This window comes from Cryobacterium luteum (assembly GCF_900110125.1).
Classification (GTDB): Bacteria; Actinomycetota; Actinomycetes; order Actinomycetales; family Microbacteriaceae; genus Cryobacterium; species Cryobacterium luteum.
In genome coordinates this window covers 1-25496 of sequence record NZ_FOCN01000015.1, presented here as the reverse complement: position 1 = coordinate 25496, position 25496 = coordinate 1, and the positions used below count along the sequence as shown (strand labels likewise).

The following is a 25496-nucleotide window of genomic DNA, read 5'->3' as shown; positions in this document are numbered from 1 at the left end:
CCCATCGCGCTGCCCGGTCGCTGGGACGAGGTTCCCGCGCTACGTGTGTTTGATCAACGGATGTGTCCCTTGGCGGGTGTTCCTAACCCCCGCTGACGTGATTCAAAAAACTTGACGTTTGAATTCGGGAAGCAATCGGACATGCCGGTCGCCAACCAGGAGTCCTAACACCGCACGCGGTCACTGGGCGACCGGCGGTATGTGCGTCTCAAAATTAAGTCTCGGCGCACCAACCATCCGACCAACGGAAGGGAACTCCTGCGACGTTCGTCGCCGCAGGCTGGCTCGAACTGCCGCAGTCCTAGGCTCGGTACTTTCACTCAGCGCCGGGACGTGGCACGGGCTGCGTGTAGTCACAGGCGAACGACTCAGCCTCGACACGCAGGCCCTCCAACACCTCCAGGTTGCGAAGCACGATATTCGGGTCGTAGTTGTGGGTCGGTTTTATTCGGTACATCCTAGTGAGCACCTCCCCGTCGGAGAGTTCGGCCAGCCACGCCATGATCGCGGGAGTACTCGGAGAGCCCTCAAGCTTGCTCAGGACGTCGACAAGGTTGATGCGGCACGTCGCCGCACTCACGTGCTGCTTCTGGCGCTCCGCTGCCGATGTCGTCGACCCCGCAGATATTGCGCTGCGTTCGTCAAAGTGGCCGCTTGAGATCTCGTAACGAGTCGGGAGCGCGGGCTCGGGTGGCTCCCCGCCGGTGATGAGGCGTGGCACGGCCTGGGTGCGCACCCAGTGGGAGATTTCATCGAGCTCCTGGATGAGCACCGGCCACCGATCCGAACCCGGCCGGTTGATCCCAATCGTTGGAAATAGCGTGACTGGGACCCGAGCGCCGAGAGGGGTTTCCGCGATGACGTCTCCGACGCGCAGCGGCTCCTCAGGTCGCGGACTCAGGTCGCGCACCGAATGGGGCATTTGATCGTCGCGGTACAGGGCGGCCAAGCGGACCGAAGTGATTGCGGGTGTCCTGTGCTTCGCGTGGTTCGTGTGAAGCACGAGTCGAGCAAGAGGATGCGCCTGAGGGGCGCCCGTGCGGTGGAACGGCTGCAGCCCATCAATCCGTCGCATGAGCTCGCTACCAGCTCTTAGCGACGGCGGGCCATTGCGGACTCGCTTCTTCGTCCACTCGTCGAACTTCTCGTAGGTGTCTGACGCGGGCATCTCGACGAGCCTGGCCGCCTTCTCGTCGAGCGCACCGTCCAAGAACTCGACCTCAGTGAACAGCGCATGCTCGAGCGCTGCCCTCAGCGCTACCAGAGCGTCAGCAACCAGCAGCGGTATCTTGCGCGGGATAGGAGCCAGCTGTTCCACCACGGTCCTACTGTAGGAGCCCGTCAGTACCTCCCTCAGGGAGATAATGCCCCCGGGTAGCGTCTGGTAGTCGAAGAGCAGATCACCGATCTGTCCGACCAACTCGTCGGCGTGTGACAGCGTTGCGGCGACGCCGAGATGGCGATCCGGGATCCAATCGTGTAACGAGTGGGGCACACCACGTCCTTTACGGGGCATTGCATTCACCTTCAATCCCCCTCCTATCTACTTGAGCATGACGATGCGTGTAAGCATCCACAATCCTGGATAGGTCACCGACCACAGACTCAGCTACCCCGATGGCAGTGCGCGCGTCGTCGTGAAGCTCGACTGGGTCCTGCGCTTGAGAGGCCCGCCATTTGTAATGAGCGAACTCGTTCCGAACTTCAGCTAAGCGAAGGATCCTTTCGACTAGTTCTTTCGAGAGTCCAAAAGATGCCGCGAACACAGAAATCCAGCCGGAAGTCATCTTCTTCTTGAGGGAATTGGCTCGAATGACTGACTCGATTTCGCCGTCGGCCTTTCCCTGAAACCGCAGCTCAGCTGCGATCAGAGCGTTAAGTGTGTGTTCGATCCATGTCGAGTAAAACATGGACGCGAACTCAAACTTTTCGTCCTCAGCAAACTTTCGTGCTTGTTCAAGAATTTCGACGGTGTACGAAGTCGCAAAAGAAAACTTCTCGATTATCACGTCGGGATGTTGCTCGATGAAGTAGCGAACAAAGCCCAAGGCGCTTTCCTCGGACAAGTCCTGGATTCCCGGGTATCCAGCGCTAAGAATGGACCTATGTATTGATCGGGTTAAGGTGAGCATTTCGTTTTCAGTGAAATGTGAAAGGAAGCTCAAGAGACAGCTCCTCCGTGCGAATCCTCACCGGGTGCCCAAAGAAATTCTCCCCGGACATCGCTTCTCGTTCGCACAGTATAACTATGGCATCTTCGGCGATGCCGGAGTGCGGGGCCGCAGTTCGCGCTGTGGATGACACGAGCTTCTTCTTTTACATTGCTGATCGTTCGCTAGTTCAATCCAACGCTACCGAGGTGGTCGGCGATGTGACCGTGGTGGTGGCGGCCAAGTACTTTCGCGCCGATACACCTCCTATGACAGGTAGTCCAAATTCCCGAGCTCAGGGCATACCCCCCGTTACTGTGTGCGTATGGGCTTTGACTATAAGACCGACAGTGATTTTCAGGATGACGAACGGCGCAAGCGGCGCGCGGAGGAACTCATCCGCATCATGCCGGGCCTGACAGTCGACCAACTAAGCCAGGCCGTGTCCCGGTGGTGCTTCATGATCGGATCGCACGCGTCGATGGATGAGGTTGATCGAGGAACGTTTGCAGATTTCCGAGAAGGTCTGGGACCAGACTTTGATGGCCGCCAGACAGTGCACTAGGTGCCAGCGGCACCGATTCCGCTGACGGCGCTACGACAGGTGGAAGTGACTCGCGCATGGCCCGCCCACCAATTCGATTTTCGCAATGGGCAGAGGTCGGCCCAGTACCGCCGCGGCCGCTCCCGGTAATTTCGGGAGATGGCTCGACACACGTGTCTTACGTCGCGGACGAACTCTGGCCGACGCGACAAGCTTCGGCATCACTTTTTCTTGCCTCCGATTCCCGGCACAGACGCGACTTGCGTCATCCACGCCGCTATCTCGTTTTCGTCCAAGTCGCCCACGGACTCGAGCTCCAGACCCCGCGTTGACTTGCCCATCCCTACCGGTGTCACCGGCGGTACCGGTTTGAGAGCCGCGCCGTTGATGAACATGAGCTTGACGTGGCCGGCGAAGCCGCCGCTGCTGAAGCACCACCCGTCGCCTACTCCGCAGTAGGCCATGCCCCACTTCACAGAGCGCTTGACGTTGGGCAGTGTTTTGGCGGCGGCGCTGCGGCTGCGGAAGGCTGGCGATTTAGGCGGAGACGGGCTTGTCGCCGACGGCCGCTTTCGCGGGGCTCGCTCGGCCAGTTATAGCTTCAGGCAACGCCCACGCAGCATCTCCCGACACCGCAGCACCTTCCGCTGCCTTCTGAACTTCGCTCTCGGTGCTGTCCATGGCGAGATGCTATTCCTTCCACGCGGCCAAAAGACGATTGCGCATGCTCAAATTTCGGTGTATTACTGAGGATAGTTCTAGCAGGCACCCTGGGTACCGGAACGAACGTGAACACGGATTCGACAAAACTCCAGATCAGACGGTTGTGCCACCGTGGCACCACCGCATTCCAGTCGGCAACTCTTGCCAAGCTCCGGTCGACATCTTCGGCGGCGGTTGGGCAGCTTGTGGCATGACTTGCAGAAAACCCAGATCAAGCCGTGCTGCCACCGTGGCAGCACCGTGCTCACTCCTCATCTTTTTTGAACGCGCGGTCGAGCAGCGCGGCGGTGGCGGGGTTCACCAGCTCGCTGCGTTGGATGTAATGCATCACCGTGACCCTTGTGTCCGTGTGGCCAAGCAGCTCGGCGGCGAGTTCGATGCTGGCGTTGGTGTTGACCGCGGTGGCGACCGTGCGGCGGAACATGTGCGGTGTTACTCCGTTGATGCCCGCTCCCTCGAGTACCTGTCGCAACTGACGGCGCACGTTCGCGGTCGTCAACGGAGTGCCGTCGCGGGACTGAAACAGCAGCCCATCCAGGCCCAGACTCCCGACTTTGGCGAGCCGCCGGCGTACGGCGTCAGCGGTGAAAGTGGGAAGTGCCACAACACGCGTGGACTTCGCGGTTTTGGGATGGTCTTGCCGGAAAGTCAGTTCGCCGTTGCGACTGACGATGGTTCCGGCCAGGCGAATGGAGGGCACGGCACTGGTGATGTCAATGTCCCGGCGTCGGATGGCGAGAACCTCACCGATGCGGGCCGAGGTGCCGAGCATCACCTCGATGATCGCGCCGAGCTGGCCATCGGGTTTGGGGCCAGAGATATGGTTGGCGGCGCTCTCCCAGTGCGCGATCGCCGCGCGGATGACGTTCACCTCTGGGGCGGTGAGGGCATTGGGCACGTGCGGCTCGCGGTGGAGGCGGGCGACGTGGTCCATTGGGTTGCGGGGGAGTACCTCGTGCCGCACCGCCAGTTCCAATGCCAGCCGCAACACGACTCGGGCCTGTTTGGCCCGGCTGTAGGAGAGCTTCGCGAGCTGCTTGATGAATTTGTCGCACCGGGCCACGCCGATCTCCCGCAGCGCCAAGTTGTCAAAGCTCGGTGACACCAGGGTGCGCATGTTGCGCTCGTACAGGTTGCGCGTGGTTCGGGAGATCCGATCCTCCAGGTCGATGTCTTCCAGCCAGTACGTCACCAGGTCTTTGAACAGGCTGTCGGGCGTCAGCGCCGTGTCGGCGGGTTGGAACAGGTCCCGGTCGGCGAGCTTGGCCTTCAACGCCCGCTTGGCGGCGTTGGCCGTGGCACCGGTGGCTTGCACCAGGCGCGCGTGGCCGTCCCAGTCCCGGTAGCGGGTTCTCGCCTCGTACCGGCCGGTCGGTGTCTGGCGGGTGTTGATGTCACCGAAGGTGCCGATCGTCAACCGTTGCCGGGCCATCTCAGCTCACCGCCGATCGGTGCGCCTGGGCTCGCTGGGGGAGGGCTCCCGCTGCTGGGCGATCCAGGCTCGCACATCGGAGATCGCGAACTTCAGGTGCTTGCCGAACCGGTAGGCCGTGGGGCCTTTGCCGTGCACCCGCCAGTCGTAGACGGTGGAGATGGGGATGCCCAGGTAGGCCGCCAGCTCGGCAACGTCCATCAGGGGTTCGAGCCCCCAGCCGTCGGTGGGAAGGGAGGTCAGCTTGTCGTCGTGGATACTCATGCCCAGAAGGTGTGCACGACAATCCCGGACAATCGGGAGGTACCGAAACCGACGACAGCGACTCGCACGAGAAGGCCGAGTCACCGGCTCTGGAACGCTGAAAGTGATGGGGTAGTGATGACTTAATCAAATCTTTAACCTAAAAAGTCCCGGAAACCCTTGAGTTTCCGGGACTTTTGGTCGGGCTGACAGGATTCGAACCTGCGACCCCTTGACCCCCAGTCAAGTGCGCTACCAAGCTGCGCCACAGCCCGCCGCTTCCGCACAGCGATTCCAAGATTCGAAACCTGCGGAAGACAACTGTAAGAGCTTACCGCCTTATGAGAGGACCGATGAACACATGAAAGGGCACCGACGATCGCCCTGGTATTGCCGCGGCCTGCGTGCTGACCTGGTTCGTTGGTTGCGTCGCGACGGGTCCGGCGACGATAAGGCTCTCGTGAGACGAGGCGGCAATAACGCCCTCACGCTTAGATTCACGTAACCCTGTTGCTACTCTGATCGCATGGTAGCCATCGCACGCACCGATCACCCCGCCCCGATCGTTCGCGCCCGTCGTGTTTCGGTCCGCTGGTCGCTCGCCGCGGCCGGGCTGTTTCTTGCAGCGGCCGCGCTGCAGCTTGTCGCCTCGCTGGAACGGTGGGTCGTGCTCACCGGCTCATGGACGCGCACCGACATCTCGATTGAAGACCACCGTTTCGACTACTCCTACCCCGCTGACCCGTGGGAAAACCTCGGCACGACCGCGCAATTCTTCGGTTTGGGTCTTCTGCTGCTGGCGCTGGGCATCAGAGCCCTGGCGCGATCAGCCGCGAGTCGCGACAGTGGCTTTGAGCGGATGCTCACCGTCGCCACCGCAGCATCCTTTGGCATCACCGGCATGCACGCCCTCGTTTCGGGCCTCATGGGTGTTCCGTCCCCGCTGCAATTCCTGCCGGTGCAGATGCTGCTGAGCTTGATAGGGTTCGCGGGTTTGATCGCCTTGAGCGTGCGCTGGCTGCGTGTGTCATGGGCGTCATCCGTTGCGTGCCTCTTGCTGCTCGGCGTCACCTTGCCGGGCTATATCGTCGCCACTTTCCAGATTGCTCCGGCCCTTCTGGGCTATCAGTCGCACGACACGACTCCCTTCACCGAGACCATCGTCGCCGTGTCGACGGCCGCGGCAGGCGTGGCGATGCTCGTAGCGGCAGGGATGGCAGAGCGCTCTCGTCGCCGATCCGCTGCGCGGCGTCAAGTGACTGCTTAGCGCCGACTTCCTGCTTCGGGGCGCAGCCGGATCAGCCGGTGCGGGCCATCTTCCTTCAGCTCTGCCTGGTCGCTGCGTGAGGCGAGAAAGTCGGTGAAGGAACGAAAGCCAAGGGGTTTTTCGTTGAACGATGGGTCCATGCGGCGCATCTGGTTCTTGATCGTGCCTGTATTGAGCCACTCGTCGGCATCTCCCTTGGCGTGACCGATCTGCAGGGCACGCACCAGGAGGTCCGTGGCCAGAGTTTGCGGGTCGATGTCATCGCCAAGCTCCGGCTCGTCGTATTGCGCGTCTTCGGTGTGCGAGAACATAGGAATCGTGGTGAGCCTTCGGGCCGGACTGACAACCGGGTCGACCTTGGCAGGAGCCGGTTCGGCGGCCTTGCGGCTCTCGCGCGGGGACTCTGCGACGACCGGGCTGGCCGAACCGATCCCGGGCAGTGAGTCGTAGTCCTCGAACTCGTCGCAGGCGGCGGCGAGCGACGTGCTCGTCGAACCCGCAACGCCGATCCCCACCACGAAACGGCCCAGCCGCTTCGACTTCTGAGCGAGGGCGATGTAGTCGGAATCGCCGGCGATGATAATGACGTGGGTCAGGTCGGGCAGGCGAAAGAGGTCTTCGACCACGTCGACGGCCAAACGGATGTCCGCCCCGTTCTTGGTTCCTCGGGTCGTGGTGGTGAACAGCTGGGTCAGATCCACCGCTCGGGACATGAGCTGGCGCTGGTAACTCGCATTGACCGGAACCGACCAGTCGGCGTAGGCCCGGTTGACCACCAAGGTGCCAAACGACGCAGCGAAGTCGATGATGGCGTTAAAGTCAACCGTCGCAGCGGCGAGCCGAGCGGCGATCTCGGGGTCGGCATCCGGGCTACGTCGATTGAAATCGCGGATGCCGTCACGCTGGAAGGCATTTCGCCCGTGCAACTGCTGGTACCGCGAGATGACGATGTTGTCGAAGTCGATATAGAGACCGACGCGCGCGTCGTTTGGTTCGGTCATGGTGAGCTCCTCAGCCGCAGGCGGAAGACTCAGTAGCGATCCGGTACTCCTAGTTTGCGCCGAGCTGCGGGTGGAGGGCAACTTGGGTTCGACGTGACCGAGGAAGAGGGGCGACGCTCGTTCTTTTTCGAAACCGCCCTTCTGGGTGCCGCCGGCCGCACACCAGCTGGGTCCAGGATCGAGACAGGACTACTGTCTTTCGTGACGGAGAACGATCAACGGAGGACGCAATGACCACAAACAGTCGAGCTCGGGTGGTCGTTCGCGATGGCCCGTGGGGGTTCGTGTTTCTGTTGGCCTACATCGGCGCGGCGATCTACTTCGTCTCGGTGTCGACCGGCACCTTCTGGGGTGTCATCCTGGGACTGCTGCAGGCTATCGTCTGGCCGGTCTATGTCGTCTACCACGTGCTGCTCTCAATCGGTGCTTGATCGCCGCCACTCGACGCCCGGTCGGCCGACGAGACGCATGAGAAGTGGATGCCCCGCCCCCTCGCTAGGGTAATCAGCATCATGCAAATTCGAGATATCGGTATTTCGCCCCTGAAAGGTGGCCGACACCAGCCGCGGCAGAGCGTTCAGCTGGGGCACGACGGTGCCGCCGGGGACCGTGACTTCGCCGTCGTTGATCTGCACACCGGACAGATTCTGAAAACCGTCGAAAATGCCGCGCTGGTGGGTTGCGAGGCCGATTGGGCCGCTGGAGTTCTCTCGGTGGAGATCGACGGACGGCGATTCTCGGCCGTGCCGGAGCCGACCGGGCAACAGATCGAACTGAAATATTGGGGTCGCGGCACGCCCATGCAGGTGGTTGACGGACCCTGGGCCAGCGAGTTCTCGCGTCTGCTGGGGCGCAGCGTCGTTCTCGCGCGGAGCCTGGTCACGGGAGGTGTGGTCTACGCCGATCCGATCACGATCTCCACGACCAGCTCACTCGATCGGCTGGCCGACAAAGTCGGCGGAGCCGTCGACACACGCCGCTTCCGTTCCACCTTCACAATCGATACCGGCGACGCCGACGCGCACATCGAGGATTCGTGGGCCGGCCGCGAGCTGGTAGTGGGCGGTGCCCGACTGCTCATCAAGGGAGGTATACCGCGATGCGCGGTCATCGACATCGACCCGCAAACCGGCGTTCGGGGAACTCACCTGCTGAAATCCCTGGGTGGCTATCGCCTGAAGGGGAACGACATCATGTTCGGTGTCTATGCCAGCGTCATCCAACCCGGAGCGGTGTCAGTTGGCGACGAGGCCCGGCTGGTAGACGAACCGCACGACTGAATAGTGGCCTGACCCGCGATCAAACCGGTGAGCGGATGTCTAGGCTGGGCACATGGCCACAGTTATTCTCGTGCGGCACGGCCGCACCACCGCAAACGCCACCGGAGTGCTGGCCGGACGAACCGTTGGAGTCAGCCTCGACCAGCTCGGGCGGGAGCAGGCGGCACTGACCGGGCAACGGCTCGCGGCCGTGCCGCTGGTGGGCGTGGTCTCAAGCCCCCTGGAGCGCTGCCGGCAAACGGCGCAACTAATTATCGACCGTCAGACCGGCTCCCCAGTGACGCCGTTCGATGAGGAACTAACCGAGTGCGACTACGGCCAGTGGCAGGGCCGCAGCCTGAGCGACCTCGCCACCGAGAACCTCTGGTCGGTCGTGCAGACGCAGCCCTCAGCCGTAGTCTTTCCGGGCGGCGAATCGATGGCCGCCATGCAGGCGCGTTCGGTGGCCGCTATTCGACGCCACGACGCTGTCTTCGAAGCCGAGCACGGGCCCGACGCAGTCTGGGTGGCGGTGAGCCACGGCGACATCATCAAGTCAATACTGGCCGACGCGCTCGGTATGCACCTTGACCTGTTCCAGCGCATCAACGTGGGGCCGGCATCCGTTTCAATCGTGCGGTACGGCGTGGGGCGGCCAAGCGTTCACGCCACCAACACCGATGCCGGCGACCTGTCGTGGCTGGCGACCGGCATCCATTCGGCTGACGCACCGGTCGGCGGCGGGGCCGGGCCTCAGGCTCCGCGCACCTGACGCGCTTAGAGTATTTGTATGCCCACAATCGTTCATGAATTCGACTGGCCCGACCGGGTCGTCGTCGGCACGGTCGGACTGCCCGGATCGCGCACGTTCTATCTGCAGGTGCGCACCGGCACCCGGATCGTGAGCATCGCGCTGGAGAAACAGCAGTCGGCGCTGCTCGCCGAGAAAATTGATGAGATTCTCGACCAGCTGATCACCTTCGAAGGCAATCCGTTCAGCATTCCCACGACGACACCGGTCGAGCTGGTCGACAACGACCCCCTCGATCAGCCCGTCGCAGAAGAATTTCGCACCGGTGCCCTCAGCCTCGGCTGGGATCCCTCGACGGTGCAGGTCGTGATCGAGGCCTACCCGCTCATCGACGGCGAAGACGAGGAGGAAGACCAAAACGACGACGATTCGCCCGATTCGGTGGAGATCGCGCAAATGCTGTTGGTGCGCATACCCGTCGGCACCGCGCGCGCCTTCGCGAAGCGCACCCGCGAGGTCGTGGGAGCAGGGCGGCCCATGTGCCCCCTGTGCGGCTATCCAGTGGACGCCGACGGACACACCTGCACCCTGCCCGAGGTCTGATGTCCGAGCCCGACCTGCAGCACGGCGAGCTGCGGCTCACGGGCCGCATCAACACGGCATCGAACGCGACATTTCTCGCCAGCATCGACGGGGTGGCGGTCGTCTACAAGCCGGTTGCGGGGGAGCATCCGCTCTGGGACTTCGCCGGTCTGGCGAACCGCGAGGTGGCCGCCTACCTCGTCTCACAGGTGTTCGGCTGGAATGTGGTGCCGCGCACCTGGCTGCGGGGCGGCCCGATGGGCCCGGGAATGGTGCAGCTCTGGCAGGATGCCGACCCGGCCCAGACCGCCGTCGACATCGTGGCGGCCGAGGCCGTGCCAGGGTCTGGATGGCGCCACGTTTTCGATGGGCGAGACGAGAACGAACGGATGGTCAGCCTCATCCACGAAGACACGGCCCCGCTTCGACGCATGGCTGTGTTCGACATTGTCGTGAACAACGCCGATCGCAAGGGAGACCACATTCTGCCGATGCCCGACGGTCATCGGCACGGCGTCGACCACGGACTCACCTTTCACGCTGAACACAAGCTGCGCACCGTGCTGTGGGGGTGGCTCGGCGACCCGCTCAGCACCGACGAGCTCGATGGCGTCGACCGCGTCAGCGCCGAGTTGAGCGGTGCCCTCGGTGACAGCCTCGCTGGCCTCCTCAGCGCCGACGAAGTCGCCGCGCTCGCCGAGCGTTGCAGCCGATTGCACACGGCTGCACGATTCCCGGCCCCGAGCGGCGACATGCCCGCGGTGCCTTGGCCGCTGTTCTAGCTGCGACAAACGCAGATACTGTGCCACGCTGGAGGCATGGATCTTGAGGTGTCACCGGCGCTTACCATTCCAGGCCGCGAACTCGGCTGGCGGTTCTCCCGATCGTCCGGGCCCGGCGGCCAGCACGTGAACACCTCCGACAGCCGCGTCGAACTGTCCTGGAACGTCGCCGACTCCGCGGTGCTCGCCGACGATGCGCGGATGCTGCTGCTCACCCGACTCGGTCACCGTCTCGTTTCCGGCGTGGTCACGATCGCCGCGAGCGAGCAGCGGTCCCAGTTGCGCAATCGCGAGATTGCCCTGCGCAAGCTCGCCGACCTGGTGATTGCAGGGCTGGCGGCGGAACCGGCCGCGCGCCGCGCGACCAAACCGACCCGGGGTTCGGCCCGCCGGCACCTCGCCGTCAAGCAACAGCGCTCGGCCACGAAGCAGAACCGCCAGCGGCCCGCGGCCGAGTAGCCGGTAATGCTGTCATCCCACGGGCACCTGCACGTTTAGGAGGTCGCCGCCCGTCGTTAGGTTGAGGATGGTGCGGCCGAGGTGAACCGGACCGCCAACGGAGCTGCGTGGAAGACGCGTTCCGATGAGTTCTCCGTCGCCCGTGGCTTGCGGACTCAGCAGGGCACCTCTGCGGCCGCGTTTCATCTCTATCTGCCAACCGGTAATTCCGGAGGCTACCTCGCCGATTCCGCCGCCCAGGATGATCGCCTGCCCATGGTCAGCACACGACTTCACGAACTGCAAATACCACGACTTGGCAGCGGTGTCACGAACAAGCTCGCCGTCGTCGATCACGAGCACCCGCCGCGGGCGGCCGACCGGGAACAAATTTTCAAGAGTGTCGGCGGTGACCTCAGCGTCGGTGATCAAGGCCAGCACGCCCGGTGTTCCCGCCAGATCACGCAGGGGCGAGAGCCGGGGAGCTAGTAACACAACCTCGGCACCCTGAGCAAGCAGGGAGCGCACCATCGTCACGAGGACAGTACTCTTGCCCGATTTAGGCGCTCCTGCCACGATGAAGGCACCCATGCCGTCATCGAGGGTCGGGCCTACCGCCAGCAAGTCGTCGCCACCCACCCCGACCATTGCCCAGAGTCCAGTGCGCTCCGGAGCGCGCAGCTCCCAGGCCTCGGCGAATGTGATCGTGCTCGGCAGCACGTCGAGGTGGAACGGACGGCGTGATCGCGGCACCCAGGCATCCCTCGCTGAAGTCATTCGGCCGAGTTCGACTAACGCGGCGGACTGCGCCTGACCAGTGGAATCTGCGGTGAGGAGTGCTACTTGAGTTTCGATCGCACTTTCCGCGACGAAGCCGCGACCCTCACCAATGACATCAGGCAATTTCTTGGCGTTCAGACCGGCGTAGCTGTAGTCCCCGCGGTCAGACAGTCGCAAGACCAGCTTGTCTTCGACGAGCGTTCCGATGCGGCTCGAGAGCAGCTGTCGGTCACCCGCAATGATGACGTGGACCCCGAGGCTCGCACCTTCGCGTAAGAGCATGGTCACCTGATCAACCAAGGCCCCACCGTCGAGCTCGCCGAGGCTGCCGAGGAATCCTTCCCAGCGGTCGATCAGCAGGACGATATGCGGGAGTCGGCTGCCCGCCACCACGTTCTGGCGCTGCTCAGTGATCCCAGCGAATCCGTCGTTGGCGAGGATTTCCTGACGTCGGTGGGTCTCCAGGACGAGCTTGGCGAGGAGGCGTTGCGCGCGTTCGGTTTGAGTGCGCATGACGACGGCGCCGGTGTGCATCATATCGCCGAGGGGAATGAGCGCACCGTTACCGCAATCGAGGGCATACAGGTGTACGTCGGCGGCCGACGTGTTGCGAGCGATGGCGCCGGCGATGCTGCGAAGTACCTGCGAGCGTCCGCTTCGCGGCGCCCCCGCGATGAACAGGTGCCCGGCAGAATCGAGGTCGAAGAACGCGGTGCCCTGCTGCTGGAGTGCCGGCAGGTCCTGCAGACCGTAAGGAATCGGGCTGATCGACCAGCCGGTGTCGTGGCTGTCGTCCAGGGCGAATTCGTTGATGTCATCGAGCACGATGGACGTCGTGAGGGCCGGAAGCCAGGGCCTGTGCTGCGGCGGAATAGCCATGTTCTCACTAGCCCGGCAGATCGCCTGTACGAGTGCTTGCAGATCCGTTTCTTTCTCGGTGTTCCGTTCGATTTTTGGCGGTTCCGCTGCCGCACGTCCGAGGTCCTCCCAGCGAGTTTCATTGCTCCATAGGGCGCGACTGGGGGCTGCACTGGCACTGCGTCGCTTACCACCAACACGTCCGGACTGAAACGGCAACAACGCTGATGCTCCGAGGCGAATATATCCCCGACCCGGAGTGTTCTTTGAGATCTGTGCCGAGTCGGGCGCATCTATGACGTCGGCACTTTCCGCGGCGTCCGTCACTCGCAAGGCGATACGCAGATTCGTGTTCGCGCGGATTTCGGGAGAAATCACTCCGCTGGGGCGTTGAGTCGCCAGAATGAGATGGATCCCCAATGACCGACCACGCTGGGCGACATTCACCAAGCCGCTGACGAAGTCGGGCAGTTCACGTGCCAGCGACGCGAACTCATCGATGACAATCAGCAGCCGGGGAAACGATTGGATCGCCGGGTCGGCGTCGGACAGCTCGGTGTAGTCTTCGATGTCTTTGGCTCCGGCAACAGCGAGCAGATGTTCACGTCGGCGCAGTTCGGCCCCGAGTGATTCCAAGGCGCGCTCGACCAGATGGGTGTCCAAGTCGGTGACCATGCCAACCGTGTGCGGTAAGTCGACGCAGTCCTTGAACGCTGCCCCGCCCTTGTAGTCGATGAGTACAAAAGTCATGGAGTCTGGTCTGTTCGCCTGAGCGAGTGAGGCGACAATAGTCTGCAACAGCTCGGATTTACCCGATCCGGTCGTGCCGGCGACGAGGCCGTGAGGCCCGTCGCGCCGCAAATCGAAGCTGAAAGCGCCATCGAGACTCTCGCCGACGACCACCTCCGTGGTGCGACCGCCCATACGCCACTTCGCAACAATTGCGTTCTCGGTTGGGGGGTCGAGCTGCAACACGTCGAGCAGCCGGCTCGACCCAGGCAGTGCTCCGGATGCCGTTTCGTCGTTGATGTCGACGATGGGGGAGAGAGCACGGGCTACCTGAGCGAACCAGGCCTCAGGGAGCACATCGGTGCGAGCATTGATGACATCTTCGGCCCGCTGCTGAAACAGGTCAACGCTGGTCGGCCCCATCACAATGACGGCCGTGCACTCTTCGGGAAGGAGTCGTCGATCGACGTCGATGCAGACGGCGTACACGCCGACGCCCGGCCCGTCTTTCAGAATACGAATCAGCCCGGGTAAGGCTCGCAAGCGGCGCGCGCCGTCGATAATGACGACAATATCCGGGTCGGCCCAGACGCGTCCACGAGTGCCAACGGATGCCCGCAGCCGGGCTTCCACAATCTGGCCAAGTTCCGCCACGCGACGGCCAAGGGTCTCGGCATCGTTCCCGATCATTACCGCTGCGTCCTGACCGACCGCCGGACGCGCATGGGGAAGCCAGCGCAACCACGACCAATTTTGCACCGAGTGTGAATCGGTCAGAACATAAATCGAGGTGTCGCGCGGTGTTTGCAGTACAGCTATCTGCCCGACGAACCAGCCCGCCAGGTTCTGAGCGGCCGGGTTCGTACCGGCAATTCCCACAACCCCTCTCGCGGCAAGATCGAGGACGACGGGTACTTCCGTGGCAATCCGCGTGACACCGCGGCGGTGTTCCAACTCTTCCGGATCTTCTAGGATCACCTCGGACGGAAGGTCGGCCGTTCCGATGCGCACATTCAGGTAGTCATCGTCGGTTCGGCGGCGCTCCCACAGGCGTGACCGCAGACCGACGGCAATTTCGAGCAGGGTTGCGGCATCTGGTGCCTCCCTGCGCCGTTCGATGCGTTCGCGCACGAGCGCGGCATCAGCGTCGGCTTCGATCCTTCCTTTGAGAATGACGTAGTCCTCCCGCTGCTTGCGGAATGACACTCGACCATTGCGTCGATCGCTCGTGTACGTGGCAATCATCATGATGGGAGAGAGCACCGCGAAGGCGAGAAAACTCACCTGCTTGAAGAGAACGGCCATCAGGACTGCGACCACGATTGGCGCGAGGGCCGTGATCAGCGGCAGCGGTCGCCGAGCAGATTCCTTCGGCGGGGTAGGAAGCTTGAATACGCTCGGTCGTTCCGGCGGCAGCAACCGAGGGGGTCGGGTGTAGTCGAGCCGGGGCAGCTCGTCGGAACGGGTGATAGCGGCATCCGAGCCTTGAGGAACAGCGAACTCAAACAAGGTGTTGCCGATGCGGATCTCGGTATTCGGGTCTACTCCGGTGGCTGCGGCCACGGCCAGGCCGGAGATGAAGAGGGGAGCGTCTCTGGACGGAGTGATTTCAACGCGACCGGAGGCATCCGTCGATACCCAAGCGGCGAAGGGAGCGACATCGGGATCTCCAACGCGCAGTGTGCAGCGCGAATCTGTGCCGATGACGCCGATGCCCGGTGACAGGTAGAACACCGTACCGGCGCCGATACCACTGACGATCCGCAGACTGGATTGATGCTCGAAGGGGCGAGCGGAGTACGCACGGGGGGTTCCTATCATGAGTTCAGCACCGTCGAGGAGGGGGCCAGAACCGATTTCATCCAACAGGTCGACCGGAACGGTGTCGAGAAACGCTACCGTTAGCTCGTCGTCAGGTAGTTCAAAGAGTTTGCCGGCGTGGCGCACAACCTCACCGATGAGCGTCGCTGCTTCAACCTCGAATACCAGGTCGGAACTGCGCTCGGACGCAGAATGCGTGACGGTGACGGCGAGTTTCACGTTGATCCCCCAAACGGATGAGTGCAGATCCAGAGTATGCGGTGGCACGCTGCGCCATTGGCTGGGCCAGCATCTCAGGCAGGTTTGCGCGACCTTCCGGAGCTCCCGGGCTTCACAATTCGACGTTGTAATCGCGCCGCGAATACCCCGACTGCGGCGACCCCGACAGCGGTCAGCAGGCAGACGCTGAAGGCAACGATTGACCAGAAGTAGCTTGCCGGATCGGTCCAGCTCGACGAGATGCCCGAATAGTTTGAGAACGGAACACCGCTGGCGACCCAAACTATTTCCACACCGAGGCCGACGCAGCACAACGCCACCATGCTCGCTGCACCCGACTTGAAAATGACCCAGAACTGCCGATCGGAACGACTGAGATACCTCAGAGCGAAAATGTTCAGAAAAGCCAGGGCGACCGGAAACCACAGAAGTTGATTAGCGATGAACGGTACTTTCCCCGACGAAGCGGCCGCGCTATGCTCCATGGCCCCCGTCAGGTTGCTGCGGCGCAGGTCGAAAGCAACTCCGGTTGCTCCCGCGTACATGAAATAGGCTGCGCAGCCGAGCAGACCGACGATGATGATCCCGTTGCCAATGTGCGACCACAGCGACTTCGGTTTGCTGAACCCCGGTGCCTTCTGTTTTGCGCGCATGTCCACCCCCAGATCGTATGAAACCGTCTTGACGAGCCTAAGTCACCCATTGTGGGGTTCGGTGTCGGCTATCTTTGATAGGAACCGCGGGGTGGGCGACGTTCGCCTCCGTGGAACCAACACTGAGATTTCGAACAAGGGGAGTGCACGATGGGCAGCATCAAGGTTAGCTATGAGGATCTCGCAACCGGCGCCAAGGTTTTACGTGACGGGCAGAAAGAGGCCGAGGGCGTCCTCGGCAAGCTCAAGAGTCACATCGAAGGCCTGGTGAGTGATGGATTCGTCACTGAAAAGTCTTCCGTTGCCTTTGAGGAGACGTACACGAGCTATAACAAGAGCGCGACCGAAACGATCCAGGCCATTGACGGCCTTGCAACGTTTCTCGAGAAGACCGCCGAAGCCTTGGGCTCCACCGACACCGAGCTCGCCAACGCACTGAAGGGCTGAGCAACTTGATAGCCAGGGTCATTCGCGTGGCGCTGCGGTAGGGAGAAACCGGCATGACTACGCGCATCTCCGTCTCACTGGGCGTCATCGCAGGATTGGCCACCAATCTCAGCACCCTCCACTCGGACTTCTCGGAGGTCCCCGAGAGTGCCGCCGAAACCGCGAGTGCGATTAGTGCGCACGACGTTCTCGATGCCCTGGACGAGTTCTGGAACAATTGGAAGACCCGGCGCGGACGGTTGCTCGAGTCGATCGACGCCGTGCAAACGATGGCCAGCGATGCTGAATCGTCGTTCTCGCAGGTCGATCTCAAGTTAGCCAACGAAATATTGGGGACCTAGCGATGGCACGTCCAACAGATTGGCAGCCGCTCGGGCTGTCCGGCGATCCTGTCGCTGGGGACACGTCAGTGATCGAGGCGAGTGCGCGCGACATGCGCCGCGTCGCCAGGCGGATTGCTGACCAGGTGACCGCGCTCGGCAAGTTATACGTGGAAGATGGCTGGGACTCGGAATCAGGACGCGAGTTCAAGTCGGCCGCAGGCAATCTCGCAGACGCAATCGAGAAGGCCAAGGGCCGATACGAAGGAACGGCGAAGGCCCTGGAAGACTACAAGACCGAGCTGGACCTCGTGCAGGCGAGTGCCGATGGGTATCTCGCGGCGGCCCGCATCGGGGCCGTGGACGTCAGCGAGGCCGTGCACCGGATTGTGCCTGGAGAACCCGGCAGCCCGGAATATGTCCTTGCCGAGTCTGAGCGTAAGAAGGCCCTCGAGGCGGCACAGACGGTTGTGCGGAACAACAAGAATTACATCGCACGCCTCACCGAGGCGGGGGGCGAGTGGGCGGCCACCAATACTCGTGCCGCGAACGCCATCCGGGCCTCGAGCAACGACGAGATGACTGACCAGTGGTACGAAGGCATTAAACAGTGGGTCCACGATGCGCGCGGTTGGTTGAACGTGGTCAAGGACATCCTGTCGGTCATCGGCGTTATCCTCGCTCTGGCGGTTCTGTTCGTTCTCGTTGTGTTCCCGGCGACCAGCATCATTGGCCTGGTACTGGTCGGAATCGTCCTGGCCGCCGTCAGCACCGCGATCACCCTGGCGCAAGCAGGCACCGGTGACGCCACCAGCACTGACGTGTGGATCTCCGTGGCCGGCCTGGCGTTGTCGTGTGTCGCTTTCGGTTCTGGCGGTGCGCTGGCGAAGGTCACCACAAAACTCACCAGCTCGATCTCTCACTCCGCGGGCCATGCGGCGAGGGCGGCTGGGTTCAGCTACAGTGCTGCCTACTCCGGCACGAAAGCAGTGGCGACGCAGTCGGCAGCGTCGACCCGGGTCGTCGACGAACTCTTCGGCCACGGACTCGCCAAACTTCTCAGCGTGAACAGCGCGGGAGCGTCCCTGCGAGCCCCCGAAATTCTAGCTAGCGGGCTCAAGGCCGGAATCATTCCGGCGTTTGCTGCCACGGGTGCGACCATGTTCGGCATAGGTGGCCTGTTTGAGAGCGTACAAAATATTGGCGGAGTCATGGCGGGTGATTACGTGGCAGACCTCACGCGCGTTCATGTCGGTTCACTGTGATGACGGCTTCCGACACGGTTTCCGGATACCGCATCACCGTTCCGGCGGGCTGGCAACGGGTCACGACCGGCGACGGCTCAGCTGAATCAATCGAACGGTTCATTGCCTGGAAACTGCGGAAACAGTCTGGACGTGACCACGTACTCACGGAGCGCGCTCTGCGTGAACAGATGCCGCGTCTGGTCTCCGACGCGGAGGCGGCCGGTGCACTCGATCTTTACGTTTTTTCGGAGGAGATCCGCGGCGTCCCGGTAGTAATGAGTTTTGTCGTCTCGATGACGTACCTCGGCGCAAGTGCTGCTGACCTCGACGAGGCGGACCTGGCCGAGGTTGCCGGATTCGGAGCGACAGAGTCGGAGTTCGTTGATCTTGAAGTCGGGCGTTGCTTTCGTGCGGTTGAACATCGGGCATCGACGGTGGCTGAGTTTCGACGTCTCGTCGCAGGCCAATTCGCTGGGAGTGCGCAGCTCGACTTACCGAAGGCCGATACCGCCCAAGCGTTTGAGGCCGTCGCGCTCATCCGGAACGAGGAATCGTCCGGACGAATGCTCCCCAGCACACGAGTGAGTTATCTCCTACCGGTTCCTGCCTCGCCGGGAGCCTTCCTTCTCGTCGTCTTCAGCTGCGACGACAGCAGTTTCAGCGAGGTGCAGGTGCTGATGTTCGATGCCATTGTGACGACATTGAAGTGGGTCTGATCGTGACCGTTCCCCTGAATTTCACCTATCCTGACTCCTGGGTCGAGCTCCATCTCGACGACGTTCACGCCGGAGCGATCATGGCGGCTCAGGTGGTACTGAGTCGATTTGACGCACCGGTCTCGCGCGAACTCGCGGCAGATCTGGAAACAAGGTTCGAAGCCACGGCGAATCTCATGGTTTCGGTCGAAGCCGACGCGGGGTTTGCTCTTGTGCCCGATGCGCCGAATGTGGGGCTCCTGGGCGCACTGATTGTGCGATGGCGGTTGGCCGCCGGAGATGGTGCCGTCGCCGATGCGATTACTGAGTCGTTAGCAGCGGGCCCGCTCATGATCGATGATCCGGAGATTTCGCCGAACGACACGCCGCTTGGCAAGGCAACGCTGTGCATTCAACGTTACGTGAACGAGCCGCAGGCCATTGGACGCGCACTCCGCCGCGGCCGCGCGCGCAAAAGCGATGCGGTGATCTCCGAACACATTTGCTGGTATTGGCTTCTCGACGATCACGCCGGGCCAACGATGTTGCTCACCGTCACGACAACCACAGACGATCTCACGTTCACCCCGACACTGCGCACCTTGACCGAGGAATTCGCGAAGGGGATCACGCGTGGCGATTGAGGCATCCGTTGTTCTCGACAGCGTTGTGCTGACGCCAATACGCTGGCGTTTCTGGGCATCGGTGGGGATGGTCAGCGCTACGGCGCTCGCCATAATCGCCTTCTTACTCGTTTATCCTGGGGCTGCGCGCGTGATGTGGTTTCTGGTTTTCATCATTCCGGGAATCCTCACGGTCATGTATGCCGGAGCACGGTCGAGATCAGTGCGTATCGTTCCCGGTGGCTACCTGGAATATCGGGATGTATTCTTTCGCCTGCGCCGGATTGAGTCGGACGCATCGACCGAGATCGTGTATTTTGCGTCGGTGGTGGGTTCGGGATCGATTCCGATTCGCGAATTTCGAACGCCGATTGGAGTCAACGATGAACGCTGGGCGGTCATACGCTCTGGAAAGAAGACGGTGCTGCGCCTGAGCATGCGGCTCTGGCGCATGAATGACCTGGTCGCCATCGCGCAAGCAATGCCAGCGAGGCTTCGCGTGCATTCCGAGTCGATCAGTCCCTTGGCTGTGGCTAAGCGACAGCCGGATTACTACACCTGGCTCGAGCATCGTCCCATTCGTTATGAGATCGGATTTCTCGCATTTCTCCTCTGGGAAGCGAGTGCAGTCCTCCTGGCGATAGTGCTGGCCTGTCTTGTTCTCGGGACCCTGTGACCAGACGCTCTCGTCGCTCAGTGGACGTTGTGCCCGAACTGCCCGTGATCACGGCCGACGACGTGAGTGCTCGGTGGCGCGCTGGCCATTTTGGCCGCATTGAGGTGTATCCGATTCCGGAGTCGGTGGCGCCCGGTACGCCGAGCGCGATCGTGCGGCCCGCGCAGCTCCCCGTAGCGGTCCCGGTACGGCCAGTGTCCGGTCGGCGAGCTGCGGACACTCCGCATTTTCGTTTCATCGTTGACGGTCGACCGATCGCGGTGGAGGCCCCGTCGGGAGTGATCGGCCGAAGTCCGGACTCCTCCAGCGGCCTGCAAACCATCGCTGTCACCGATGACGGGCGGTCGCTTTCCCGTAACCACCTCGGGTTCGAAGTGGATGCCAGAGGTCGGCTGCTCGTCGTCGACCTGCGTTCAGCAAATGGCAGCGAAATCATGGCAGTCGACGGCACACGCGTCGAGTGCGTGCCCGGTCGTCGATACGTTGTTGAAAACGGCGACGCCTTGTTGCTGGGCAACTTCGAGGTAAAAATCGCCCGCAGCTGATCGCGACACCCCGGCGGCAAGCGTCTACCGAACGAGCAGCATCTGCCGAAAGTACGCGGCGAGCTCGGCGGTGGCGGTCAGCGGCAGCACGTGGGCGACGTACTGGTCGGGGCGCACCACGACGACGGCGCCGCCCGAGCTGATGCCGCGGCGATCGAAGATGTCGTCGTGCGGGTCGGCGGCGTAGACCTTCTCGTAGTCGATCAGCCCGAACGGGCCGGTCGTCGGCAGGAACGCCGCGTCGACCTGGCCCAGGTCCACCTCGGTGTGCGCCTGCTGATGGATCACCTTGACGTCGAAGACGCTGTCGATGTCGCTGTCGGCCGGGGTGTGCGCGAGCAGCGGAGAATCGGCAGCGGTGCGCATCCACTCGGCCCAGTCGGCGACGGCGGAGTTGTCGGCGTCAGCGAAGGCGTACACGCGCCAGCGGCCGTCGGCGCGGTGGTGGTGGCCCAGCTGCACCGGGTTGGCGTCGCCGACGCGCACAACCGGGGCGGACTTGAAGCGCTTGCCGATGGGGAAACCGGTGGCGAGTGACTGGTGCGTGGCCTCGCCGATCAACATCGACGGCGGGTACTGCGTCATGAAGCCGGAGGGGAACTCCGCCGTCTGGGTATAGAAATCTTCGAGCGGAACCTTGAGGTCCTCCGGCTTCGCGGCCATGAGAGACGACCACTCCTTGTCGAAGTCGATCAGGTTCTTGGCAATGACCTGACGCTCGGCGGAGTAGGTGCCGAGGAGCGTCTCGGGGCTGCGGCCGTCGAGTACATAGCCGAGCTTCCAGCCGAGGTTGAAGCCGTCCTGCATCGAGACGTTCATGCCCTGGCCGGCCTTGGCACTGTGCGTGTGGCAGGCGTCACCCATGATGAACACCCGCGGCGAGCGGATGCCGACCTCGTCAGGCAGCACATCGTCGAACCGGTCGGTGAGCCGGTGGGCGACCTCGTACACGCTGTGCCAGGCGACATTCTTCACCTCGAGTGTGTAGGGGTGGAGAATTTCGTTTGCTTTGACGATGATCTCGTCGATCGAGGTCTTGCGCACCTCGCCGTTGTCGTCGGCGGCCACTTCGCCGAGGTCGACGTACATGCGGAACAGGTAGCCGCCTTCGCGCGGAATGTGCAGGATGCTCCCGCCGGTTCCGGACTGGATCGCGCACTTGGTGCGAATGTCGGGAAAGTCGGTGACGGCGAGCACGTCCATGACGCCCCAGGCGTGGAAGGCCGCGTCGCCGGCGAGTGTGCAGCCGATGGAATCGCGCACTCCGCTGCGAGCGCCGTCGGCGCCCACCACGTACTTGGCGTGCACGATACGCTCCTGGCCTTGCTCGGCACCCGCCGTGTATCGGAGTGTGACCGTGACGGGGTAGTCGCCTTCGTTGGTGTTGATGAGGCTGACGAACTCGAAGCCGAAGTCCGGGGTCATGCGGGTGGGGGCGTTGGCCATCACCTCGGCGAAGTAGTCCAGCACCCGCGCCTGATTGACGATGAGGTGCGGAAACTCGCTGATGCCGGTGGGATCGTCGATGGCGCGGGCCGTGCGGATGATGTTGGCCGGGTTGGTGGGGTCCGGCTTCCAGAACGCCATCTCGGTAATGCGGTAGGCCTCGGCGATGATGCGCTCCGCGAAGCCGAAGGCCTGGAAGGTCTCGACGCTGCGCGCCTGAATGCCGTCGGCCTGGCCGATCGCGAGGCGTTCGCCGCGACGCTCCACGATGCGGGTCGTGATGTTTGCAAACTGGGAGAGCTGGGCGGCGGTGATCATGCCGGCCGGTCCCGTTCCCACGATGAGAACGTCGACGTTGTCGGGCAGTTCCTCGGGGCGATCGATGCCGACCCCGGCTGCATCCTGTTTGCGGGGATCGGTGGACACGTATCCGTGGTGGTGAAACTGCACGGCTTCCTCACTTCTCTGTGTGGTCGGCGGCAGGTCGAATGCCAGCCTCATTGCTTGTTCGATAATAGAACGAGGTGTTCTATTATCATTTGTCGAATCATATACGTTCTGGGAAAATTCGCAACGTCGGCCGGTATCGACTGGGGCACGGACCATCGGTTGCGGGTTGAGCGCGACCTGGTCGGCACCGCCCGCCCGGCAACTGGCCCTTGACACATCGCGTGTTCTCACAACGATGGAAGGAGCTCGCAACGTCCGGGCAAACCTCGCCAGACCAATCTCGCCAGACCAAGGAGTCACCATGGTTACCAGCATCTTCGTCAATCTCCCCACGATCGACCTCGACCGGTCGAAAGCCTTCTTCACCGCACTGGGCTGGAGCATCAACCCGTTGTTCACCGATGAGAACGCCGCCTGCATCGTGATCGAGGAGAACCTCTACCTCATGGTGCTCACGCGAGACTTCTTCGCCACCTTCACCGACAAACCGATCGCCGACCCGAGCACCACGGTACTCACGCAGACCGCATTCAGCCGGGACTCCCGGGAGGAGGTCGATTTGATTGTAGACACGGCGCTTGCCGCGGGCGCCACCGAACCGCGTGCAGCCCAGGACTACGGGTTCATGTACGCCCGCGACTTTCAAGACCCCGACGGCAACGAGTTCAGCGCCCTCTGGATGGACCCGGTCGCCGCCGAACAGGGTCCGGAGGCCTACCTGGCCGAGCATCCGTCGGCGATCTGATCCCTGGTGGCCTCACAGCCACGGTCCTCACGATCAGCGGCCGGGCCCAATGTTGGCCCGGCCGCCGGTTACGTTGGACGCGGGTGACCGAAACGCCGCGGGGTGCTCGCGGTAGCCATCCGCTCGAACAGGGTCGATGATTGCTCTGTGAAAACATGCAGCGTGCGGAGCTGGTTGTGAACCCGGCTGCGCGCCGGGTGCAGCGCATCTACCTGACGCTGATGCTCGGCAACACTCTCGCAGCTTCGTTCATCTGGGGCATCAACACGCTCTTTCTGCTCGACGCGGGGCTGTCGAACTTCGAAGCCTTCGCCGCCAACGCGTTCTTCACGGTGGGCATGGTGATCTTCGAGATTCCCACCGGCGTGGTTGCCGACACGGTCGGCCGCAAGGTGTCGTACCTGCTCGGCACCATCACCCTGTCGGTCACGACCGGCCTGTACTGGATGCTGTGGCTCTGGCACTCTCCCTTCGTCTGGTGGGCGCTCGTCTCGGTGCTGCTCGGGCTCGGCTTCACCTTCTTCTCCGGTGCGGTGGAGGCTTGGCTGGTCGATGCCCTCGCCTTCACCGGATACACCGGCAGCCTCGAGGCCGTGTTCGGCCGCGGTCTCGTGGTGACCGGAATCGCCATGTTCACCGGCTCGGTGCTCGGCGGCGTGATAGCCCAGGCCACCAACCTCGGCGTGCCGTTCCTGGTGCGCGCGGGAGTGCTCGTGGTGATGTTCATTTTCGCCTACATGGTGATGAGAGACCTCGGCTTCACCCCGGACCGCTCCGCCGGCCCGCTGAAAGCGACCCGCAACGTGCTCACCCAGTCGGTCGAACACGGCCTGCGCAAGCGCTCGGTGCGCTACGTCATCTTTTCGGCGCCGTTCGCCGGCGGGGTTGGCATCTACGCGTTCTACGCGCTGCAGCCCTATTTATTGCAGCTCTACGGCGACCCGACGGCCTACTCCATCGCCGGATTGGCCGCGGCCGTGCTGTCTCTGGCGCAGGTGGGCGGCGGATTGCTGGCGCCGCGCATCCGCTCCCTGTTCGCCAAGCGCACGAGCATGATGCTCGTGGCCGGTCTCATCAGTATCGGCACACTCGTGGCGCTCGGCCTGAACGGCGTGTTCTGGCTAGCCGTGGTGCTCCTGGTGGTTTGGGGTTTCGTCTTCGCCGTGGCCGGGCCGGTGCGGCAGGCCTATCTCAACGACATGATCCCGTCGAAGCAGCGCGCGACGGTGCTGTCGTTCGACTCCCTGTTCGGCAGCCTCGGTGGGGTTGTCATTCAGCCAGCCCTGGGCCGCGCGGCCGACCTGCAGGGCTACGGCCCGTCGCTCGTGATCGGCGCCGTCGTCGAGCTGATCGGCGTGCCGTTTCTGCTGGCCAGCCGCCGCCAGAGAGACCGCGCCGACACCAACACCGCACGAGCGGATGCCGCCGCACCCGCCGCGTAGGCCGTCCCGCCCTGAGTAGGATCGACCCAATGTCTGCTAATCGAGCAAGGGGAACGCATGGCCACCGGTGAGACGCAAATCGACAATGGTATTTTTCGGTCGACCAAGTGGACGATTGAACCGGGAGACGCCATTCCTATGCACGTGCACGAATATGAGTACGTGGTCGTACCCATGGTGAGTGAAACCATGCACGTCATCAACGCCGACGGTTCCGAAATCGTCGCGGAAATTCGCGCCGGCCAGAGCTATACACGCCCCTCGGGTGCCGAACACACCGTCGAGAATCGCGGGTCGCGCATCATCGAATTCGTTGAGGTAGAAAAGCTAGCCTGACGGTCGACTTATTGCCCTAATCCTCGATCTGGTCAACGGTCATCTCCGCAAACATGGAGAGACTGATTACTGCCGAGCGGGCGCCCTCCAAGGCGATTTAGCTGGCCGTGCGTCTGTGGGACTTATTTGTTCCAGTTGGGTGGTTCTGTGGGGGTGGCGGCGCGGTTCTGGCCGGCGGGGCGCCAGGTTTGGGTGGGGTCGAAGAGGAGGGGGCCGCGGATCCAGGGTCGGCCGTTTCGCATTTGGATGTTCCAGCCGGAGGTGTCGATGCTGGAGTGGGCGGCGTTGCAGA

Annotated in this window: 28 protein-coding genes and 1 tRNA gene; 18 read left to right on the top strand and 11 right to left on the bottom strand. The window is 62.8% G+C overall.

The window, feature by feature from the left end; translation table 11 throughout:
* Positions 1-316 precede the first annotated feature (316 nt).
* Positions 317-1516 (bottom strand): hypothetical protein, encoded by a 1200-nt coding sequence (locus BMW72_RS13675; protein WP_092111472.1) that lies wholly within the window; start codon positions 1514-1516, stop codon positions 317-319.
* Complete coding sequence (locus tag BMW72_RS13670) at positions 1506-2165, bottom strand: hypothetical protein (protein ID WP_134450459.1); 660 nt, start codon at positions 2163-2165, stop codon at positions 1506-1508. The genes BMW72_RS13675 and BMW72_RS13670 overlap by 11 nt, the downstream gene beginning before the upstream one ends.
* Before the next feature lie 310 nt (positions 2166-2475).
* Here BMW72_RS13670 and BMW72_RS13665 point away from each other — a divergent pair, with 310 nt between their 5' ends.
* Entirely contained in the window at positions 2476-2715 is a 240-nt protein-coding gene (locus tag BMW72_RS13665; RefSeq protein WP_092111469.1) for a hypothetical protein, read from the top strand.
* A gap of 200 nt (positions 2716-2915) precedes the next feature.
* Here the strand turns inward: BMW72_RS13665 and BMW72_RS18810 are convergent, their stop codons facing one another.
* The 5 genes from BMW72_RS18810 to BMW72_RS13645 form a co-directional block, all read right to left on the bottom strand.
* Positions 2916-3170: a DUF1801 domain-containing protein gene (locus BMW72_RS18810; RefSeq protein WP_241984067.1), complete on the bottom strand. Its 255-nt coding sequence runs from the start codon at positions 3168-3170 to the stop codon at positions 2916-2918.
* Positions 3171-3231: 61 nt separating this feature from the next.
* Positions 3232-3375: a hypothetical protein gene (locus BMW72_RS18805; protein ID WP_166787815.1), complete on the bottom strand. Its 144-nt coding sequence runs from the start codon at positions 3373-3375 to the stop codon at positions 3232-3234.
* A 286-nt stretch (positions 3376-3661) separates the two neighbouring features.
* Complete coding sequence (locus BMW72_RS13655; protein ID WP_092111467.1) at positions 3662-4849, bottom strand: tyrosine-type recombinase/integrase; 1188 nt, start codon at positions 4847-4849, stop codon at positions 3662-3664.
* A 6-nt stretch (positions 4850-4855) separates the two neighbouring features.
* Positions 4856-5113 (bottom strand): helix-turn-helix domain-containing protein, encoded by a 258-nt coding sequence (locus BMW72_RS13650; RefSeq protein WP_241984068.1) that lies wholly within the window; start codon positions 5111-5113, stop codon positions 4856-4858.
* Between the two features lie 177 nt (positions 5114-5290).
* Positions 5291-5367: transfer RNA gene (locus tag BMW72_RS13645), tRNA-Pro, on the bottom strand.
* A gap of 251 nt (positions 5368-5618) precedes the next feature.
* Between BMW72_RS13645 and BMW72_RS13640 the strand changes: the two genes are divergently transcribed.
* On the top strand, positions 5619-6359 hold the full coding sequence (locus BMW72_RS13640; protein ID WP_092111465.1) for a hypothetical protein: 741 nt from the start codon (positions 5619-5621) through the stop codon (positions 6357-6359).
* Here the strand turns inward: BMW72_RS13640 and BMW72_RS13635 are convergent.
* Positions 6356-7360, bottom strand: coding sequence for an NYN domain-containing protein (locus BMW72_RS13635; protein WP_092111463.1), 1005 nt, complete (start codon positions 7358-7360; stop codon positions 6356-6358). The genes BMW72_RS13640 and BMW72_RS13635 overlap by 4 nt on opposite strands.
* Before the next feature lie 230 nt (positions 7361-7590).
* On the opposite strand from BMW72_RS13635, the gene BMW72_RS13630 reads away from it, so the two are divergent.
* The 6 genes from BMW72_RS13630 to arfB all read left to right on the top strand — a co-directional run bounded on the left by BMW72_RS13630 (position 7591) and on the right by arfB (position 11193).
* Complete coding sequence (locus tag BMW72_RS13630) at positions 7591-7791, top strand: hypothetical protein (protein ID WP_092111461.1); 201 nt, start codon at positions 7591-7593, stop codon at positions 7789-7791.
* 81 nt (positions 7792-7872) lie between these two features.
* The gene (locus tag BMW72_RS13625; protein ID WP_166787816.1) at positions 7873-8640 is read left to right on the top strand and encodes an MOSC domain-containing protein; all 768 of its coding nucleotides are present in this window, start codon (positions 7873-7875) and stop codon (positions 8638-8640) included.
* Between the two features lie 52 nt (positions 8641-8692).
* Positions 8693-9391 carry a histidine phosphatase family protein gene (locus BMW72_RS13620; RefSeq protein ID WP_092111457.1) on the top strand — a complete coding sequence of 233 codons (699 nt, stop codon included), beginning with the start codon at positions 8693-8695 and terminating at the stop codon, positions 9389-9391.
* 18 nt (positions 9392-9409) lie between these two features.
* Positions 9410-9973 (top strand): DUF3090 domain-containing protein, encoded by a 564-nt coding sequence (locus tag BMW72_RS13615; protein ID WP_092111455.1) that lies wholly within the window; start codon positions 9410-9412, stop codon positions 9971-9973.
* Positions 9973-10734 (top strand): SCO1664 family protein, encoded by a 762-nt coding sequence (locus BMW72_RS13610; RefSeq protein ID WP_092111453.1) that lies wholly within the window; start codon positions 9973-9975, stop codon positions 10732-10734. Before BMW72_RS13615 ends, BMW72_RS13610 begins: the two co-directional genes overlap by 1 nt.
* Positions 10735-10770: 36 nt before the next feature.
* Positions 10771-11193 (top strand): alternative ribosome rescue aminoacyl-tRNA hydrolase ArfB, encoded by a 423-nt coding sequence (gene arfB / locus BMW72_RS13605; protein WP_092111451.1) that lies wholly within the window; start codon positions 10771-10773, stop codon positions 11191-11193.
* Positions 11194-11205: 12 nt separating this feature from the next.
* Here the strand turns inward: arfB and BMW72_RS13600 are convergent, their stop codons facing one another.
* Entirely contained in the window at positions 11206-15627 is a 4422-nt protein-coding gene (locus tag BMW72_RS13600; RefSeq protein WP_134450460.1) for an FtsK/SpoIIIE domain-containing protein, read from the bottom strand.
* A gap of 26 nt (positions 15628-15653) precedes the next feature.
* Positions 15654-16238 carry a hypothetical protein gene (locus tag BMW72_RS13595; RefSeq protein ID WP_092111447.1) on the bottom strand — a complete coding sequence of 195 codons (585 nt, stop codon included), beginning with the start codon at positions 16236-16238 and terminating at the stop codon, positions 15654-15656.
* Between the two features lie 144 nt (positions 16239-16382).
* Here BMW72_RS13595 and BMW72_RS13590 point away from each other — a divergent pair, with 144 nt between their 5' ends.
* The 7 genes from BMW72_RS13590 (at position 16383) to BMW72_RS13560 (ending at position 20785) form a co-directional block, all read left to right on the top strand.
* Positions 16383-16679, top strand: coding sequence for a WXG100 family type VII secretion target (locus BMW72_RS13590; protein WP_092111446.1), 297 nt, complete (start codon positions 16383-16385; stop codon positions 16677-16679).
* Positions 16680-16732: 53 nt separating this feature from the next.
* Entirely contained in the window at positions 16733-17020 is a 288-nt protein-coding gene (locus BMW72_RS13585; protein ID WP_092111445.1) for a hypothetical protein, read from the top strand.
* 68 nt (positions 17021-17088) lie between these two features.
* On the top strand, positions 17089-18264 hold the full coding sequence (locus tag BMW72_RS13580) for a hypothetical protein (RefSeq protein ID WP_134361461.1): 1176 nt from the start codon (positions 17089-17091) through the stop codon (positions 18262-18264).
* Positions 18264-18962 carry a hypothetical protein gene (locus tag BMW72_RS13575; protein WP_092111443.1) on the top strand — a complete coding sequence of 233 codons (699 nt, stop codon included), beginning with the start codon at positions 18264-18266 and terminating at the stop codon, positions 18960-18962. The genes BMW72_RS13580 and BMW72_RS13575 overlap by 1 nt, the downstream gene beginning before the upstream one ends.
* A 2-nt stretch (positions 18963-18964) precedes the next feature.
* On the top strand, positions 18965-19585 hold the full coding sequence (locus BMW72_RS13570; RefSeq protein ID WP_134361460.1) for a hypothetical protein: 621 nt from the start codon (positions 18965-18967) through the stop codon (positions 19583-19585).
* The gene (locus BMW72_RS13565; protein ID WP_092111441.1) at positions 19575-20240 is read left to right on the top strand and encodes a hypothetical protein; all 666 of its coding nucleotides are present in this window, start codon (positions 19575-19577) and stop codon (positions 20238-20240) included. Before BMW72_RS13570 ends, BMW72_RS13565 begins: the two co-directional genes overlap by 11 nt.
* Before the next feature lie 20 nt (positions 20241-20260).
* Positions 20261-20785 carry an FHA domain-containing protein gene (locus BMW72_RS13560; protein WP_166787817.1) on the top strand — a complete coding sequence of 175 codons (525 nt, stop codon included), beginning with the start codon at positions 20261-20263 and terminating at the stop codon, positions 20783-20785.
* Positions 20786-20809: 24 nt separating this feature from the next.
* On the opposite strand, the gene BMW72_RS13555 is transcribed toward BMW72_RS13560, so the two are convergent.
* Complete coding sequence (locus BMW72_RS13555; protein WP_092111536.1) at positions 20810-22681, bottom strand: FAD-binding monooxygenase; 1872 nt, start codon at positions 22679-22681, stop codon at positions 20810-20812.
* A gap of 301 nt (positions 22682-22982) precedes the next feature.
* Here BMW72_RS13555 and BMW72_RS13550 point away from each other — a divergent pair, with 301 nt between their 5' ends.
* The 3 genes from BMW72_RS13550 to BMW72_RS13540 all read left to right on the top strand — a co-directional run bounded on the left by BMW72_RS13550 (position 22983) and on the right by BMW72_RS13540 (position 25204).
* Positions 22983-23426: a VOC family protein gene (locus BMW72_RS13550; protein WP_092111436.1), complete on the top strand. Its 444-nt coding sequence runs from the start codon at positions 22983-22985 to the stop codon at positions 23424-23426.
* Between the two features lie 176 nt (positions 23427-23602).
* Positions 23603-24868 (top strand): MFS transporter, encoded by a 1266-nt coding sequence (locus BMW72_RS13545; protein WP_092111535.1) that lies wholly within the window; start codon positions 23603-23605, stop codon positions 24866-24868.
* A gap of 57 nt (positions 24869-24925) precedes the next feature.
* Complete coding sequence (locus tag BMW72_RS13540; protein WP_092111434.1) at positions 24926-25204, top strand: cupin domain-containing protein; 279 nt, start codon at positions 24926-24928, stop codon at positions 25202-25204.
* Positions 25205-25496: the final 292 nt, after the last annotated feature.

What these genes read in the sequence shown, in the direction of transcription:
- BMW72_RS13665 (WP_092111469.1), top strand. Translation starts at nt 2,476, where the DNA reads ATGGGCTTTGACTATAAGACCGACAGTGATTTTCAGGATGACGAACGG.
- BMW72_RS13675 (WP_092111472.1), bottom strand. Translation starts at nt 1,516, where the DNA reads ATGCCCCGTAAAGGACGTGGTGTGCCCCACTCGTTACACGATTGGATC.
- BMW72_RS13650 (WP_241984068.1), bottom strand. Translation starts at nt 5,113, where the DNA reads ATGAGTATCCACGACGACAAGCTGACCTCCCTTCCCACCGACGGCTGG.
- BMW72_RS13590 (WP_092111446.1), top strand. Translation starts at nt 16,383, where the DNA reads ATGGGCAGCATCAAGGTTAGCTATGAGGATCTCGCAACCGGCGCCAAG.
- BMW72_RS13540 (WP_092111434.1), top strand. Translation starts at nt 24,926, where the DNA reads ATGGCCACCGGTGAGACGCAAATCGACAATGGTATTTTTCGGTCGACC.
- BMW72_RS13550 (WP_092111436.1), top strand. Translation starts at nt 22,983, where the DNA reads ATGGTTACCAGCATCTTCGTCAATCTCCCCACGATCGACCTCGACCGG.
- BMW72_RS13585 (WP_092111445.1), top strand. Translation starts at nt 16,733, where the DNA reads ATGACTACGCGCATCTCCGTCTCACTGGGCGTCATCGCAGGATTGGCC.
- BMW72_RS13575 (WP_092111443.1), top strand. Translation starts at nt 18,264, where the DNA reads ATGACGGCTTCCGACACGGTTTCCGGATACCGCATCACCGTTCCGGCG.
- BMW72_RS13630 (WP_092111461.1), top strand. Translation starts at nt 7,591, where the DNA reads ATGACCACAAACAGTCGAGCTCGGGTGGTCGTTCGCGATGGCCCGTGG.
- BMW72_RS13610 (WP_092111453.1), top strand. Translation starts at nt 9,973, where the DNA reads ATGTCCGAGCCCGACCTGCAGCACGGCGAGCTGCGGCTCACGGGCCGC.
- BMW72_RS13625 (WP_166787816.1), top strand. Translation starts at nt 7,873, where the DNA reads ATGCAAATTCGAGATATCGGTATTTCGCCCCTGAAAGGTGGCCGACAC.
- BMW72_RS18805 (WP_166787815.1), bottom strand. Translation starts at nt 3,375, where the DNA reads ATGGACAGCACCGAGAGCGAAGTTCAGAAGGCAGCGGAAGGTGCTGCG.
- BMW72_RS13620 (WP_092111457.1), top strand. Translation starts at nt 8,693, where the DNA reads ATGGCCACAGTTATTCTCGTGCGGCACGGCCGCACCACCGCAAACGCC.
- BMW72_RS13635 (WP_092111463.1), bottom strand. Translation starts at nt 7,360, where the DNA reads ATGACCGAACCAAACGACGCGCGCGTCGGTCTCTATATCGACTTCGAC.
- arfB (WP_092111451.1), top strand. Translation starts at nt 10,771, where the DNA reads ATGGATCTTGAGGTGTCACCGGCGCTTACCATTCCAGGCCGCGAACTC.
- BMW72_RS13655 (WP_092111467.1), bottom strand. Translation starts at nt 4,849, where the DNA reads ATGGCCCGGCAACGGTTGACGATCGGCACCTTCGGTGACATCAACACC.
- BMW72_RS13615 (WP_092111455.1), top strand. Translation starts at nt 9,410, where the DNA reads ATGCCCACAATCGTTCATGAATTCGACTGGCCCGACCGGGTCGTCGTC.
- BMW72_RS13640 (WP_092111465.1), top strand. Translation starts at nt 5,619, where the DNA reads ATGGTAGCCATCGCACGCACCGATCACCCCGCCCCGATCGTTCGCGCC.